General features: G+C 41.2%; 18 protein-coding genes and 1 tRNA gene. 9 read left to right on the top strand and 10 right to left on the bottom strand.

Features of this window, described 5'->3' with window-relative positions; translation table 11 throughout:
- Window positions 1-160: 160 nt before the first annotated feature.
- Window positions 161-237: transfer RNA gene (locus D0S24_RS17180), tRNA-Arg, on the bottom strand.
- An 84-nt stretch (window positions 238-321) separates the two neighbouring features.
- Here D0S24_RS17180 and D0S24_RS17175 point away from each other — a divergent pair.
- A complete protein-coding gene (locus D0S24_RS17175) occupies window positions 322-834 on the top strand; it encodes an adenine phosphoribosyltransferase (RefSeq protein WP_117021051.1) in 513 nt (170 codons plus the stop codon).
- Window positions 835-837: 3 nt separating this feature from the next.
- Here the strand turns inward: D0S24_RS17175 and D0S24_RS17170 are convergent, their stop codons facing one another.
- Entirely contained in the window at window positions 838-990 is a 153-nt protein-coding gene (locus D0S24_RS17170; RefSeq protein ID WP_117021050.1) for an SsrA-binding protein, read from the bottom strand.
- A gap of 407 nt (window positions 991-1,397) precedes the next feature.
- On the opposite strand from D0S24_RS17170, the gene D0S24_RS17165 reads away from it, so the two are divergent.
- Window positions 1,398-1,817 (top strand): nucleoside-diphosphate kinase, encoded by a 420-nt coding sequence (locus D0S24_RS17165; RefSeq protein ID WP_031442810.1) that lies wholly within the window; start codon window positions 1,398-1,400, stop codon window positions 1,815-1,817.
- 67 nt (window positions 1,818-1,884) lie between these two features.
- Here D0S24_RS17165 and D0S24_RS17160 read toward each other — a convergent pair whose 3' ends face one another.
- Genes D0S24_RS17160 through recF form a run of 3 tightly spaced genes read right to left on the bottom strand, consistent with a single transcriptional unit; the run spans window position 1,885 to window position 3,681 of the window.
- Entirely contained in the window at window positions 1,885-2,181 is a 297-nt protein-coding gene (locus D0S24_RS17160; RefSeq protein ID WP_117021049.1) for a DciA family protein, read from the bottom strand.
- A complete protein-coding gene (locus D0S24_RS17155; protein ID WP_117021048.1) occupies window positions 2,181-2,600 on the bottom strand; it encodes a lipocalin family protein in 420 nt (139 codons plus the stop codon). Before D0S24_RS17155 ends, D0S24_RS17160 begins: the two co-directional genes overlap by 1 nt.
- 1 nt (window position 2,601) lies before the next feature.
- A complete protein-coding gene (gene recF / locus D0S24_RS17150) occupies window positions 2,602-3,681 on the bottom strand; it encodes a DNA replication/repair protein RecF (RefSeq protein ID WP_117021047.1) in 1,080 nt (359 codons plus the stop codon).
- A gap of 125 nt (window positions 3,682-3,806) precedes the next feature.
- Here recF and D0S24_RS17145 point away from each other — a divergent pair, with 125 nt between their 5' ends.
- From D0S24_RS17145 to D0S24_RS17115, 7 genes are all read left to right on the top strand, one after another.
- Window positions 3,807-4,571, top strand: coding sequence for a tol-pal system YbgF family protein (locus D0S24_RS17145; RefSeq protein ID WP_117021046.1), 765 nt, complete (start codon window positions 3,807-3,809; stop codon window positions 4,569-4,571).
- Between the two features lies 1 nt (window position 4,572).
- Window positions 4,573-5,052, top strand: coding sequence for a 6,7-dimethyl-8-ribityllumazine synthase (gene ribH / locus D0S24_RS17140; RefSeq protein ID WP_117021045.1), 480 nt, complete (start codon window positions 4,573-4,575; stop codon window positions 5,050-5,052).
- A 140-nt stretch (window positions 5,053-5,192) separates the two neighbouring features.
- Window positions 5,193-5,483: a riboflavin synthase subunit beta gene (locus D0S24_RS17135; RefSeq protein ID WP_117021044.1), complete on the top strand. Its 291-nt coding sequence runs from the start codon at window positions 5,193-5,195 to the stop codon at window positions 5,481-5,483.
- Entirely contained in the window at window positions 5,483-7,336 is a 1,854-nt protein-coding gene (mutL, locus tag D0S24_RS17130) for a DNA mismatch repair endonuclease MutL (RefSeq protein WP_117021043.1), read from the top strand. The genes D0S24_RS17135 and mutL overlap by 1 nt, the downstream gene beginning before the upstream one ends.
- A complete protein-coding gene (locus D0S24_RS17125; RefSeq protein ID WP_117021042.1) occupies window positions 7,337-8,083 on the top strand; it encodes a rhomboid family intramembrane serine protease in 747 nt (248 codons plus the stop codon). It begins immediately after the preceding gene.
- Window positions 8,083-8,943, top strand: coding sequence for a rhomboid family intramembrane serine protease (locus D0S24_RS17120; RefSeq protein WP_117021041.1), 861 nt, complete (start codon window positions 8,083-8,085; stop codon window positions 8,941-8,943). Before D0S24_RS17125 ends, D0S24_RS17120 begins: the two co-directional genes overlap by 1 nt.
- Window positions 8,944-9,042: 99 nt before the next feature.
- Entirely contained in the window at window positions 9,043-9,981 is a 939-nt protein-coding gene (locus tag D0S24_RS17115) for an endonuclease/exonuclease/phosphatase family protein (protein ID WP_251795817.1), read from the top strand.
- 74 nt (window positions 9,982-10,055) lie between these two features.
- Here the strand turns inward: D0S24_RS17115 and D0S24_RS17110 are convergent, their stop codons facing one another.
- The 5 genes from D0S24_RS17110 to lepB all read right to left on the bottom strand — a co-directional run bounded on the left by D0S24_RS17110 (window position 10,056) and on the right by lepB (window position 15,248).
- Window positions 10,056-10,799 carry a DUF1080 domain-containing protein gene (locus D0S24_RS17110; RefSeq protein ID WP_117021039.1) on the bottom strand — a complete coding sequence of 248 codons (744 nt, stop codon included), beginning with the start codon at window positions 10,797-10,799 and terminating at the stop codon, window positions 10,056-10,058.
- 78 nt (window positions 10,800-10,877) lie between these two features.
- The gene (locus tag D0S24_RS17105; protein WP_117021038.1) at window positions 10,878-12,191 is read right to left on the bottom strand and encodes a Gfo/Idh/MocA family protein; all 1,314 of its coding nucleotides are present in this window, start codon (window positions 12,189-12,191) and stop codon (window positions 10,878-10,880) included.
- 179 nt (window positions 12,192-12,370) lie between these two features.
- Window positions 12,371-12,679 carry a DUF6122 family protein gene (locus tag D0S24_RS17100; RefSeq protein WP_117021037.1) on the bottom strand — a complete coding sequence of 103 codons (309 nt, stop codon included), beginning with the start codon at window positions 12,677-12,679 and terminating at the stop codon, window positions 12,371-12,373.
- Window positions 12,672-13,304 (bottom strand): WbqC family protein, encoded by a 633-nt coding sequence (locus D0S24_RS17095; RefSeq protein ID WP_117021036.1) that lies wholly within the window; start codon window positions 13,302-13,304, stop codon window positions 12,672-12,674. The genes D0S24_RS17100 and D0S24_RS17095 overlap by 8 nt, the downstream gene beginning before the upstream one ends.
- Before the next feature lie 213 nt (window positions 13,305-13,517).
- The gene (gene lepB / locus D0S24_RS17090) at window positions 13,518-15,248 is read right to left on the bottom strand and encodes a signal peptidase I (RefSeq protein ID WP_117021035.1); all 1,731 of its coding nucleotides are present in this window, start codon (window positions 15,246-15,248) and stop codon (window positions 13,518-13,520) included.
- Window positions 15,249-15,283: the final 35 nt, after the last annotated feature.

Raw genomic sequence — 15,283 nt, 5'->3', positions numbered from 1 at the left:
GACTGGATTACCTGCGGTTTTCCATTGAGCTCCGTCTTGCAAATAAGAAACCGCGCAGCTATCGCTGCTGGTCCCTTTTTTTATTCCAAAACCTCAAACTTCGTTTGGCCTTTTCCATAAAAAAAAAGACCACGCCTAAAAAGACGTGGTTTCTTGCTTGTGGTGACCTCGACTGGATTCAAACCAGTAACCTTCTGAGCCGTAATCAGATGCGCTATTCAGTTGCGCCACGAGGCCGTTGTAAAAATTGGTTTTCCCTTTTAACGGGCTGCAAATATATTTCTTTTTAAATTTACCACAAAATTACAGCAACCAAAATAAATGGATTTCAAGAAATATGTTCGGGATATCCCGGATTTCCCCGAAGCAGGCATCTCTTTTAAAGATATTACCCCCTTATTGCAGGACGCTTGTGCATTGGCGAGTGCAGCCGAGGCCCTGTTGGAATTGGTCAAAAATAAAAAAGTGGATAAGGTAGTCGGTATGGAGAGTCGCGGGTTTTTCTTTGCCCCCCTATTGGCAACCCGTCTCAACGCCGGTTTTGTCCCGGTAAGAAAGCGAGGGAAATTACCACACCAAATAATCAGTGAGCCCTATGCCCTGGAATATGGTACGGATGTGCTTGAAATTCATGTGGATAGTATCCTAAAAGGGGAGAGGGTGCTTGTCCACGATGATGTTCTGGCTACCGGGGGTACGGCACAAGCCGTTTGTAAACTTATCGAAAAATTGGGAGGGGAAGTAGTACAGTGCAACTTTTTGCTGGAATTAACCTTTTTAAAGGGGAGGGACAGGTTGTCCGGTTATCCCGTTGAGGCCCTTATGCAGTATTAGGCCCTAATCCAGTGCATTGGTGGTTACCAGGTAGCGCCAACCTATTATGGCCATTTGCATTTTTGTGGCTTTGGAAAGGTCCAACTGTCTTTTTGAATAGGACGGCAATAACAGCTTGTTCATTTTTGCTAGAAGTTTAAAGAAAGTCTTTTTCATCAAAACGTTTTTTAGAGGTTAGGTCCAAAAGTTTGTAACCTAGGTTCTTATAGTTACAAATATAGGGACTAAGTTTACTTAGTGCATGGGAAAATTTGAATCTGTAAGATTTCCTTCGATTTCTTACCCCGACCCTAAAGGGAGAAATCGAAGAAAATCAAACTTCCTTTAGTCCCGATAGCTATCGGGAGGAGTAAAATGGATTTTTCCGAGAAACCTTGTTAAGACGACTTTTATACTGTACCGAAGGACTAAGTATAGAAGAAAATGATATTGGGATGCTGCCTTGGGGTTGCAGTACACTTTATAATGGACATCATTATCGATAAAGTGCATTGTAGCCATAAGAAGTTCCTCAAATATTGCTAGTTTTGGAATAAAACGTATTTTTGCGCAAAATTTTAGAGATGAGCACAAATAGAACATTTACCATGATTAAGCCAGATGCCGTTGAGAATGGACATATCGGTGGAATTTTGGACAAGATAACTTCGGCCGGATTCAAGATCGTGGCAATGAAATATACGCAATTGAGCAGAAGGGATGCCCAAGCGTTTTACGCAATACATAAGGAGCGTCCTTTTTTTGGGGAATTGGTAGATTTTATGACCAGAGGGCCTATTGTATCGGCAATTCTGGAAAAGGATAATGCCGTTGAGGATTTTCGCGCCCTGATCGGGGCAACAAACCCTGCAGATGCTGCAGAAGGGACAATACGAAAATTGTTCGCTACCTCTATAGCCGAAAATGCGGTACATGGTTCCGATAGCGATGAAAATGCCGCCATAGAAGGGGCATTTCATTTTGCGGGTAGGGAAATTTTTTAAGGACATATTGTTTAAAAACTAAAAAACCACGCCCAAGAGCGTGGTTTTTTAGTGCTATAACGGAAGCTTATCTCAGTACAATTTTTGTGATGAGATCCTTGCCCAATTCCTCGTTCAATAATTTTATGATCTTTGTTTTGCCCAAACTTAATTCTTCCCTTAGCACCGAAGAGGAAAGCGATACCAGAAGGGTGTCGTTCCTTAGTTCAACGGCCGTGGTATAGTTGTTAACGCCATTGCCCATTAGATTTTTCCACGCTTCCCTAGCATTAACGCGGTCCATCCCCTTTTGTAACTTGTTTTCGGCAATAAATTCCTGTAAGGCTTCGCCCAAGCGCAGGTTGTCATTTTTTCTTTTGGCCATTATTGTTCAAGATCTATGGGTTCAAATTTCTTATAGTGGTATTTTATGTTTTCTTCATTTATTACAGTGAAGTGATTTTCCGAGAGACTTGCAATTTTTTCACGCCATTCACTTAGATCCGTTTTGTAGTTTAAGCTTAAAATTCCCTCGTTTTCAGATATGGTAAACATTTCTGCATCATTTGATGTAACATAGGTACCGTTAAAATTGGGCTGTACCTTTTTTCTAAAACCTTTAAAGTTTTTCAATTCAATATAATCTATACTGGTACTTACCTCGTATTCCTTCTTGGAACCATCCGGAAAAGTAACCCTTTCTATCTCCCAATAGCCGTTCAAAAAGAGTAAATCTGATTTGTCCACTTTAGTTTGGCATCCTGACAGGCCAATAAGGGCGACTATAATATAAACATACCGCATGCTACAACTTAAATATTTTATAAGATTGATGTATTTTTTTTACAACGTCCTCCGTTCTATCGGCATGGGTATCACTGAGGAATATTTGACCAAAATTTTCTTCATCTACCAAATTAATGATATGGGCCACCCGGTTTTCGTCCAATTTGTCAAAAATATCATCCAAAAGTAACAAGGGCGTAGTTCCGGCCTGCTTTTTAATAAAGTAAAATTGTGCCAATTTTAAGGCGATCAGGAACGATTTCTGTTGCCCTTGGCTCCCAAATTTTTTTATGGGATGACCGTCTATTTCAAAGTTAAGGTCGTCCTTGTGCGTCCCAACACTAGTGTATTGGAGGGCTCTATCCTTTTCTAGATTCAGCTCCAATAAAGTTAAGAGATCGCGGTTCAATAACTTGCTATCATATGTTAAATTTACGGGTTCTTTTCCTCCCGAAATGGCAAGATACTGTTCCTTGAATATAGGTATGAACTCTTCCAGAAATTTAGACCTTTTCGAGAATATGGCACTCCCGTATTTCTGTAGTTGTTCATTATAGATGGCCAAGGTGGTCTTGTCAAAAGTCTGGTTTACCGCAAAATATTTTAATAGGGAATTTCTCTGACCAAGGGTTTTGTTGTATTTGATCAGACTCTGTAGGTATTCCTTGTCGGATTGGGAAATTACCCCATCCATAAACTTTCTTCTGGTCTCACTGCCTTCAATGATGAGGTCGCGGTCTGCGGGCGAAATAATGACCAAGGGCAAAAAGCCAATATGGTCAGAGAATTTGTCGTACGCCTTGCCATTGCGTTTGATTATTTTCTTCATCCCCTTTTTTAGGCTGCAGAGAATCCTTTCCTCCCGGTCATTTTTTTGGAATTCCCCATCGATCACGAAAAAATCCTCCTCGTGCCTAATATTTTGGGTAGCAACCGGATTAAAGTAACTTTTTCCAAAGGAAAGATGGTAGATAGCGTCCAAAATATTGGTCTTTCCTACCCCGTTATTGCCCACAAAACAATTTATTTTAGCATCGAATTCGAAATTTTCGGACGCAAAGTTTTTATAATTAATAAGTGATAATTTCTTTAGAAACATTCTGGCCTGTAAAATATTTATTTTTTAATCCTCCCCGAAACTATAAAATATCCAAAAATAACGAATAAATACCCGTTCGGTTTTGGATAAAAACTTTATTTTTGCGCGATTAATAAAATTCAAAAATGGCAACATACAAGAAAAGAGGTTTTAAACCAAAAAATAAAGAGGAGGAGATTTTGTTGGATGAGCAGGAAAGTACAACTGCAGAGGTATTTAGTTCGCTGGATGAAGGAGCTTCCAGATCGGAAGAATGGGTTTCCAGAAATCAAAACTATATTCTTGGGGTTATTGGTGTGATTGCTGTGGCCGTATTGGGTTATATGGCCTATTTTCAATTTGTTGAAAAACCAAAGGAAGCCAATGCTGCCAATGAGATGTTATATCCCCAGCAATATTTTGATCAGGCATTATCCGCTACTTCCCAAAAGGATTCTTTATTTACACTGGCCTTGAACGGGGCTGAGGGCAAGTATGGGTTTTTGGATATTATTGAAGAGTACAATGGTACCCCTGCCGCCAATTTGGCCAAATATTCTGCTGGCATGGCATTTTTGAATATGCAGAAGTATGATGAGGCCATCAAATATTTGGAAGGATTTTCCTCGGATGATCTTATCTTGGGAGCCTTGGCCAAGGGAGGATTGGGAGATGCTTTCCTGCAATTGAACCAGCCAGATGATGCTTTGGGGTATTACGAGCAGGCCTTTGCCCACAGTGCCAACGATTTTACAACCCCTAAGTTTTTGTATAAAGCAGGTGTTACCGCGTTGGATTTAAAGGAAAATGATAAGGCCCTTACATATTTCCAAAGAATAAAGGAGGAATATCCAAGTTCGGACGAGGCCAGGACCATAGATGCTTTTATAGGTAAGGCAAAAAATAACTAGTATGGCTACGGCTAATAAAAATTTATCCGCTTACGATAAAACAACAATCCCAAATGCGAAGGATCTTCGGTTTGGGATTGTTGTTTCTGAGTGGAACTGGGCAATTACGGAAGGACTCTACAAGGGGGCCATGGAAGCACTTTTGGATTGCGGTGCCAAGGAGGAAAATATTGTTCGATGGAACGTTCCCGGGAGTTTTGAGCTGCCATTTGGTGCCAAGAAAATGATCGAATCCATGGAGCTGGACGCGGTAATTGCTATCGGAAGTGTAATTCAGGGGGAGACCAAGCATTTCGATTTTGTTTGTAGCGCTACCGCCCAGGGTATAATGGATCTAAACATAAGGACCCAAGTTCCTGTTATTTTTTGTGTACTTACGGACAACAATATGCAGCAGGCTATAGATAGAAGTGGTGGTAAACATGGCAATAAGGGTGCCGAGGCGGCAATAGCGGCCATAAGGATGGCAGGTCTTGGATAGTATAGCGCACCGAAAATTTTCTACATTGGATTTGTTGGTCTTAAAGGGGAATAGGTGTCTTTCCTGTAATTGTTAACATTTTTTGGCAAGGGAGTTAAGGCATGTTTTTTGATTTTGAGTAACTTTGAAACAATAAGATTATGGGAAAGTTTTCGAAATTACGCAAAAACAAAAAGTTCAATTATACACCCCGCTACTTCGATGATAAAGGGGAGGGCAGTCCGTATAAAATAGAACATAAACTGGACAGGTTCAGGCCTACTATGGACGGTCGTAGCGGGCTTAAGGGCAAGTTCGGCAGGGCAATGGACGATTTAAAACGGTCTGGAAGCCGGAATCAAAAAATTAGGACCCTTATCATAATTGCCATTCTTATCCTTCTGTTTCTTTACATCATAGATTTTGATCTATCTATCTTTATAACTCGATAATGGCAGATATTATTAAGCTTTTGCCAGACCATGTTGCCAACCAAATTGCTGCAGGGGAAGTGGTTCAACGTCCAGCCTCCGTTGTAAAGGAGCTTATGGAGAATGCTATTGACGCCGGTGCCTCTACTATAAAATTGGTGGTGAAGGATGGAGGAAAAACCCTTATTCAGGTGATCGATGATGGTGCGGGAATGAGCGTTACGGATGCCCGACTAAGTTTTGAGCGTCACGCCACGTCCAAGATCCAAAAGGCGGAAGATCTTTTCCAATTGAATACCAAAGGCTTTAGGGGAGAGGCCCTGGCCTCCATTGCTGCCATTGCCCATGTGGAAATGCAGACCAGGACCGCCGAGGATGAAGTGGCGACACAGATAAAGATCGAGGGTAGCAAGATAATTTCGCAAGAGGTAACCGTGGCACCGAAGGGGACATCCATGATGGTGAAGAATTTGTTTTTTAATATTCCCGCCAGACGAAATTTCCTTAAATCCAACAATGTGGAACTTCGTCATATTCTGGATGAGTTTCATAGGGTGGCCCTTGCCCATTCAGGCATTAATTTTCATTTATACAATAATGGCAGTGAATTGTTCAACCTGCCCATTTCCAATAGTAGACAGCGTATTGTGAATGTTTTTGGTGCCAGGACCAACGAAAAGCTGGTTCCTGTAAACGAGGATACACAGGTAGTGCGGATAAGTGGATATATAAGCAAGCCGGAATTTGCCAAAAAGAGCAGGGGAGAGCAGTTTTTCTTTGTAAACAATAGGTTTATAAAAAGTCCATACTTGCATCACGCTGTTTTGGGGGCTTTTGAGGGCCTGATAAAAAAAGAGAACCATCCTGGCTATTTCCTTTACCTAACCGTAGACCCGGGGTCTATCGATATCAATATCCATCCTACCAAAACGGAAATCAAGTTTGATGATGAGCATACGCTATACGCTATTTTACGGTCTACCGTGAAACACAGTCTGGGCCAGTTCAACGTAATTCCGTCCTTGGATTTTGAGCAGGACCAAAACCTGGAAACACCCTATAATTACAAGGATAAATCTGCAGAATTGCCCAAGATCAATGTAGATTCCAGTTTTAATCCTTTTAAGGAAGGCCCAGGTACAGGAAACGCACAGCGGTCCCATTTTCATAAACAGAATACAAAAAGTTGGGATGGCCTATATGTTGGAATGGAATCCGACATAGGTGAGAATTCTGGGTTTAGTAGTGTAAGTTTCGAATCCGATATTATTACAGGGTCTATTTTTGAGAATAAAAAAGAGACCATAGACACGGGTACCACTACCTTTCAGTTAAGGAGAAAATACATTGTTACCACTATAAAATCGGGGATGGTGGTCATAGATCAAAGTAGGGCGCACCAACGGGTGCTCTATGAAAAGTTTTTGAAGAACATTACCATAAAGGAAGCTGTTAGCCAGCAATTGTTATTTCCCTTATCTTTGACGTTTTCCAAATCCGATTGCGCTATTATTAAGGAAATTCAGGAAAGCCTTACCACGGTAGGGTTTGTTTTTGATAGTATTGAGGGGGAAGAGGTAACGGTTACCGGGGTGCCCCTATCCGTCCCCGAGAGCGAGGTAGGGATTATTTTGGATCAACTGATATCGGACTATCAACAGGATTTTGTGGTGGATGGCTTTTCACAGACCGATATCTTGGCAAAAACATTGGCCAAGTCCCTCTCGGTCAAAACAGGGGAGATATTGGACAGCGATTCCCAGCTGGCCCTGGTAAACGATCTGTTTGCCTGTAAGGAGTCTGGGACAAGTCCTTTTAACAAACCAATATACGTCACCATTACCGAGGACGATATTGATAAAAAATTTATATAAATGGGTAGGATTACGGACGCAGTAAAGCATTTGATCATTATAAACGTGTTGTTTTTTGTAGCGACCCAATTATACGGTGATCAAATGTACCAATGGTTTTCCCTTTGGTTTCCGAAAAATGAAAATTTTGTGTTTTGGCAGATATTGTCGCATATGTTCATGCATGGTGGATTTATGCATATCCTGTTCAATATGTACGCATTATGGGCCTTTGGATCGCCCTTGGAACAAATGTGGGGAAGAAATAAATTTTTCTTCTTTTATTTCTCGGCGGGTATTGGGGCCGCCCTGATCCATACCGGGGTAAACTACTACTATTTTAACCAAGGAATGGAGGCTTTGATAAGCTCTGGCATTCCCAAAGAACAAATAATGGAAATTATTAGTGGTGGCAAATACAGCCCTAGTTGGTACGATGTGGCCTCCAAAAGTACCATAGATAATTTTTTGGGTGCTTTTAACACCCCGGCAGTAGGTGCCTCCGGTGCCATATACGGTGTTTTGGTGGCTTTTGGCATGTCTTACCCCAACAGCGAACTTTTTTTAATGTTCATTCCTGTGCCGGTAAAGGCCAAATATTTTATTCCTGTACTTATTGGGCTCGATTTGTTTTCTGGGGTAACGGGCTATTCCATTTTTGGGAACGGAATAGCACATTTTGCCCATGTTGGCGGTGCATTGTTCGGGTTCATCATGATGTGGTACTGGAAAAAGAATCAGTTTAACAACAATCGCTGGGACAAGTAATGGGCAATCAGAACATTAGGTATTATTACAGCAGGTTAAATATTGCGGAAAGGCTTATAGCCATTAATATAGCGGTATTTATTCTAAGTGGTCTGCTAAAGATATTGTTCGGTTTTTCCGGGGATAGCATTATTGGTTGGTTTGAACTCCCAAAGGATTTCTTTCATTTTCTTGGACAGCCATGGTCTATTTTTACCTATTCTTTCTTCCATTCCGGCTTGGGCCATATTTTTTGGAATATGTTGATGCTGTATTTTGCAGGGAGAATTTTTTTGAACCTTTTTGATAATCGGAGGTTTCTGAACGTATACTTTTTGGGGGTAATTCTCGGGGGAATGATATTCTTGTTGAGTTATAATATTTTCCCCGCCCTATTGGGTATAAACACCTCTTTGATAGGTGCCTCGGCCGGAGTTACCGCTGTACTCATATTTATTTGTTCCTATTTGCCCAATCAGGAGGTACGGGTTATTTTTTTTAATGTAAAACTTTGGCATATTGGGGTCTTTGTAGTGCTGTTGGATCTTATCCAAATTTCAATAGGAGGTAACGTAGGAGGCCGTTTGGCCCATTTGGGCGGTGCCGCATTGGGCTATTTTTATGCACGCCAACTCATTAACGGCAACGATATTGGTAGCGGTTTTGCCAAGCTTTTGGATTTATTTAAGCGGAGTGAAAGAAAGGCTCCCTTAAAAACGGTTTACCGCAAAGAGCAACGAGGTGGTGTTGCTACAGACTCTTATGACAAGGAAAGTCGGCAACGTAAAATAGATGCTATTTTGGATAAGATCAGTAAGTCCGGTTACGAAAGTCTTTCCAAGGCCGAAAAGGATTTTTTATTTAAGGCAGGAAAGGAATAGCACGTGGGGAACCTTAATTTTATCGATAGATTTCTGTTCTTTCTAAATGCAATTTTTGCACTTCTGTTGTTTATTTCTTGTTTTGTGCCACAAATACCAGTGGCACATTTTGCATATTTTTCCGTTTTGGGCCTAACGGTACCCCTATTGGTACTTTTCAATTTACTTTTTTTATCCTATTGGCTGTTAAAGGGAAAGAGACAATTATGGCTATCCGCCATTGTATTGGGGCTGGGCTTTTTCTGCCTGGGAAACTTTTTCAGGTTTAAATTGGCGGAGGAGGAGGTAAGGGAAGCGGACCTCGGTATTATGAGCTACAACGTAAGGGGGTTCAATAAGTACGATTTGCTCAATGACCCTTTGGCGGATGAGCGTATAATGGAATTTATTTCCTTGGAAGCCCCAGATGTATTGTGCATTCAAGAGTTTAGTCGCATTAAGGATAGAGAGCTTAAGAAAATGTACCCCTTTAAATTTATTACAGCCCATAAATCCAACGAAAAGAAATCCATTCAAGCTATTTATTCCAAATACGACATAATCAATAGCGGCTCCCTGGACTTTCCCGATACTGGAAATAATGCCATATTTGCCGATATTGTGGTGAATAAGGATACCTTGAGGATATATAACCTTCATTTGGAATCGCACAGGATCATACCCAGCGTAAGTAGGTTATCAAATGAACCCAAGGGAAGGTTGTTGAAAAGGTTGGGCAAATCCTTTGCGAAACAAGGGGCACAGGCACAGTTGGTTCAGAAACATATGAACGCTGCCCCCTATAGGAAAATTGTATGTGGCGATTTCAACAATACTCAGTTTTCCAATGTGTACAAGGTGATCAAAGGGAATATGAACGACTCCTTTTCGGAACAGGGAACCGGTTACGGGCGGACCTTTAATTTTAGATATTATCCTGTTAGAATAGATTTTATATTGGTGGATGAGGCTTTGGAAATTACGGCCCATAAAAATTTCGATATAAAATTATCGGATCATTTCCCGGTAATGGCATCGATTAAAATGGACTCCAAATAAATCTGCCATCCATAGGAAAAGCAAAAGAAATCCTAGCCTTTAAGGATCGGGAATCCCTGTTATCATCTGCCTTATTAAGGTACTTCCTTGGCCGTTTGCGCCTCCGAGGTAAGCCCTGGAGCCAATTCTATTATTTTAAAATTTCTAAACTGAATTTCTGCCCCTTCGGACTCTAGGCATAAGTAGCCTTTTTTAATGGATGACCTACTAATGCCGTTCACAAACTTTCCATTTACCGAGAGTTTTATAGTGCCATCAACACATACCACTTTGTAACTGTTCCATTGCCCCTTGCCAAGTGCCCTATTTTCAACGGATTTACTTCTGGTGCCCCTTGGGTTGTCCGGTAGGGTAGTAACCCCGCCCACGCCAAAAAGTTCTCCATGTACGTATGCTATAGGGGGCTTTACCCCATCACGTATATTTTGGTTTACCCAATCCAGTTCCAGCATTTGTACCTCCACACCTCCCGGTAAACGATCTTTTTCGCCAGGTACGGCATCGCTCCACACAAATACGCCTGAATTGCCGCCTGCTTCCATATGTCGCCATTCTACCAGGATGATAAAGTTTTCATATTGTTTTTCCGAACGCATTACACCAATGGGAAGCCCTGAACAGATAAGGATTTCCTTTTCCTTTCGCCATGTTTCCGGATCCGTATTTACATTGATCCAGTTAATGGATTTCCCCTTTTTATTATTAATCAGTTGTTCCAAATTGGTTTCTGTACCGAAGCGTATTGTTTTGTTTTGGGCCAGGGTATTTAAACTTGCTCCCAAGCAAAATAACAACCAAAGTGTTGTACCTATTTTCATTGCCTTTTATGTGTTTGTGATGAACGTATGGATTGCTTTGACCAAAGCGTTATTTTAAAGGTCGGTAGCTTGGATATATCAAATAAATTTCGTTTTGCCGGGAACCGCCACGGGCTGTGTGGGCCATTTTAAATCCCAATGATATTCATCCGCTTTGGGACCTAGGTTTTCTTGCGAATTAAACGCTTGTTCCCAGCTAATGGTCTGGCCGGTATAGCCTACCATGCGCGCCCATATGGCCAACATGGTACTGGTGGCCATCCATTCCCCATTGTTGATCGGATTTCCATTTCGGATGGAAGCAAAAAGTTCATCGTGCTCTGTCTGGAACATATTGTTTCTTTCCCCTTCATAGGTCCAAGGATTCCTTCCGGTTATTTCGTATTTACGGCCAATATGCACTATGGCGCTGCCCTCACTGCCAAAAACCTCAACACTGTTTTTGTGCGAGGTATCGCTTTGTTGCCTAGTAAAATGATACCCTTTCGCGCCGTTTTCGTATTCGAACTCCACGGCAAAATGGTCAAATATGTTACCGTATTTTTTGTCGGTCCTCACTTGTCTTCCTCCAGTTCCTGTGGCACTAATGGGCATTTTATCGCCCATTACCCAGGACATCATGTCCAAACTGTGAACCGCCTGTTCCACGACAAAATCCCCTGATAACCAATTATAATAATACCAGTTGCGCAAATTGTAGGTCATATCGGTCCAGTCTGGTTGCCGTTCCTTGTACCAGGCCTCCCCGCCATTACGGAAAGTGGTCACGGTACGGATATCCCCAATGGTCCCATCCAGAACACGGCCGTATATGGCCCTGTTGGGATAGTCGTATCTAAAGCAGAATCCGGATACCAGAGATAGGTTTTTTTCTTTGGCAATTTTTGCTGCGGCTAACACTCTGTGCACACCGGGAGCATCCACGGCCACCGGTTTTTCACAGAAAACGTGCTTTCCGGCATTTACCGCTGCCGTGAGATGGTCGGGCCGAAATGCGGGAGGTGTAGTAAGCAGTACTACATCCACTCCAGATTCGATTACCTTCATATAGGCATCAAACCCTATAAATTTGTTTTTGTTTTCCACTTTTATTTTGTCCCCGGCAATCTTCATCAATGCGGAATGCGCTTCCTCCAGTCGATCTTCAAAAATATCGCCCATGGCGTAGAGGACTACATTGGGGTCGGCTTCCAAGGCCTGGGCGGCAGCACCGGTTCCCCGTCCGCCACAACCTATCAGGCCTACCTTTAGTGGGGAGTCATTATAGGCGTTTGTTGCTCCAAAGGAAATGGTGGGATATGTCAATGAACCTCCAATAATGGCGATTCCCGATTTTTTTATAAAATCCCTTCTTCCAGGAGTGGCCGCATTCATAGGTTTATGGTATTTCATTTTTGTGTCGATTAGATTTGCCCTTGTTAAAAGTTTTTACAAAATAGCAATTATTTCCTAAAGTCTTTAAAAAGGACTTTTTATAGGTCGTTAAATTATTTGATGGACCATCGATCAAGGAAACCAACTGTAACCTAACAAATTTAATGGAATAGGGATATTATTGGGCCGTAACCGGCTTACATTAAATAGCAGTCTACGGTATCTGCCAATATATGTATTAAAAAAGCAATTCCAAAAACCCTGGTTTTTTGAAAAAATAGCAATAGGAAATAACCGGCAATGGCCCAATACATATGTAAGGTATGAAAATTAATGCTACATCGATTTGAATCAAAAATTGGATCTGCCCACAAATGGTCCAAATCCAAAATAATTCCGGCCAATAGGATCAGGATTATTTTAAGACGGTGTTCCTTGTAAAAAAATAGACCAATAATGACGGGCAGAATAAAATGAATGCCGTAATGCAAGCAAAACCTAAGCATAGGGTAGGTTTAATTGCAAGTTTTTTAGATAGGTCAAGGTGTTGGTACCCTCGTTGAACAACAGGTCCAAAATACTTAAGTTGGGAATGAAGTCATTCCTGTCGCCAAAAACTTGCACATATTCCGGTTGTTGCAATGGCAGCTTTGTTTTGGAGTTGATCAATGTCCTCCCGTCCATTTTGTCCCTAACATCGAGCTCAAAGATTTGGGTACTCTCCCGGGGCATTTTAATTTGCAGACATGCGCATATGGTCTCGATTGTCTTTAAATTAAAATCCATTAAGGAATGGTAGGTATTATGGAACAATGGGGCAATATCATCTTCATAGAACTCGAAGAAGGGAGAGGTTCTATAGGCCGTTTCCAAGGTTCGCCAATGCTGTCTCTGCCAGGGATAATCGTTGTCCATTTTTACATCGCCGTACCTTTGCTTTCCTTTATTGTTCCGAAGGTGTTTTATGGGTATATTGAGCATATGGATACCAAGATCCGTGCATATATAACACCTGTTGCGAAAAGTTTGTTTTTGGTAATTGTCCATTACTTCCCAGCAAATATCATTTTGAACAATAGCGGCAAAGTTGATGATATTTGGAAAATAACCGGGATGGAGCAGCAGTTTCATGGTTTAATTTGCTAATGTATCAATTTAAAAATGTAACAATTCGCTAATGTATCAATTTGAAAATTTGACAATTGGATTTAAGGATAACCGGAACCGTTCCATTGGTACATTGACTCATTGCTACATTGAATTATTGTTACATTAAATCATTGTTTCATTGGTACATTAAAACATTGGTACATTAATTCATTACTTCATTGAATCATTGGTAAATTAATTAGTTGTTTTCTTCTTTTTCCTAAAGAAATCAAATACAAACCAGGCGGCCAACAATATCAAGAAATACTTAAAGTAGGAGGTAGGCTCGCCATCACCGTTCACCGTAGTAAATACCCTGTCCCATCTTACCTTCCAATTGCTCATACCTTCGTTAATGCCATCAATACTCATCCATATAAATATGGGGGTCCCTACAATATGGTCTTCAGGGACATAGCCCCAGAACCTACTGTCTTCCGATCTGTGTCTATTATCGCCCATCATCCAATAGTAATTCTGTTTAAAGGTATAGAAATTGGCAACTTTATCATTAATGAGGATTTGATTTCCGTTTACCTTAATATCATTTCCTTCATATTCCTTAATTATTTTTTCATAAATGGGAAGTACGTCTATGTTAATAGGAACCGTTTTTCCTTTTTCAGGAATATAAATCGGCCCCATATTGTCCACTGTACCTGCATGTGCGACATTTTGTGGAAAAATGGAAGTATCCGGGTTTTTATATGAAAATTTGTCGATGGAGACAATACCGTCCTGACCTGTATAATTTTTGGCTTCTGCCTCGGTTAGGTTAAAGAGCGCCATATTCTTCATGTCTTCGGATTTTAGGTAGTCCCTTACCTTTTGGTTGCCCATGCTACCGGCGTAATAGGTATAGGATGAATCGGATTTTATTTTTTCCAGATTCATGGCATTGATTACTTCGGTAGCCCGTTCCTGCTGGAGGGAGCTGTTGGGAACACGGATTACGTTCCCCGATAGGTTCTCCCTGCCCAAAAGTGCTATGGCGGCATTGGAAAATTGGCCGTCCACGGTAACGGTATGCAGGAATTCTGGTTTTGCCCTATAGGGCAGAACAGTTTTTTTACCGTTGATATGGACATAGCCGTCTTTAATCGTCAATGAATCTCCAGGTATTCCTACACAACGCTTTACATAGTTGGATTTTTTATCGATGGGTTTGCGTACCCCCTGCTGTTTTTTAAAGAATTGGTAAACCGTATCCGCTGGCCAACTAAATACAACGATATCGTTTCGTTTTACCTTTTTAAAGCCCGGAAACCTTAGGTAGGGTAATTGTAATTTGTTCCAAATAGAAGTTTTATAGGTGGCAGGGTCTACATCAGCAACATAGGACCTGGTCTTTAGTATGGGCAGGGTATCGTGGACCATGGGTGCAGCCACAGTGGTCATTGGTATCCTTGCTCCATAATGAAATTTACTTACAAAAAGGAAATCGCCTACCAACAGGGTTTTTTCCAGGGAAGAGGTAGGGATAACAAAGGGTTGGATCAAATAGGTGTGGACCAAAGTGGCGGCCACAATGGCAAATACAATGGAACTGACCCATTCCCCGAGTGCCGTTTTGGGGTGAATGTCCCTATTTTCAATATATTTTACATCCTCAAAATAGTTCACATAGTAGATATACAGCCCAAGGGTCAATATGGCGAGCCAAGTATCCAGTAGACTATTTTTTCCAAAACTTCTAAGGGTCTCTACCCAGACTACCGGAAACATCAGTAAATTAATGATGGGGATAAAAAGTAGGATCACCCACCATTTGGGCCTGTTGATGATCTGCATCAGCACAATGGCGTTATAAACTGGGATGGCCGCTTCCCATGCTTTTCTTCCAGCCTTTACATATAATTTCCAAGTGCCTAAAAAATGTATCACCTGAATAATTAAAATAAAAATAATCCACTGTGTGCCGTTCATATCGGTAATTGTTAATTAAGGATTGATGGTTTAAG

The organism is Arenibacter sp. P308M17 (assembly GCF_003426735.1).
Taxonomy (GTDB): Bacteria; Bacteroidota; Bacteroidia; order Flavobacteriales; family Flavobacteriaceae; genus Arenibacter.
This window is presented reverse-complemented; position numbering and strand designations above follow the sequence as displayed.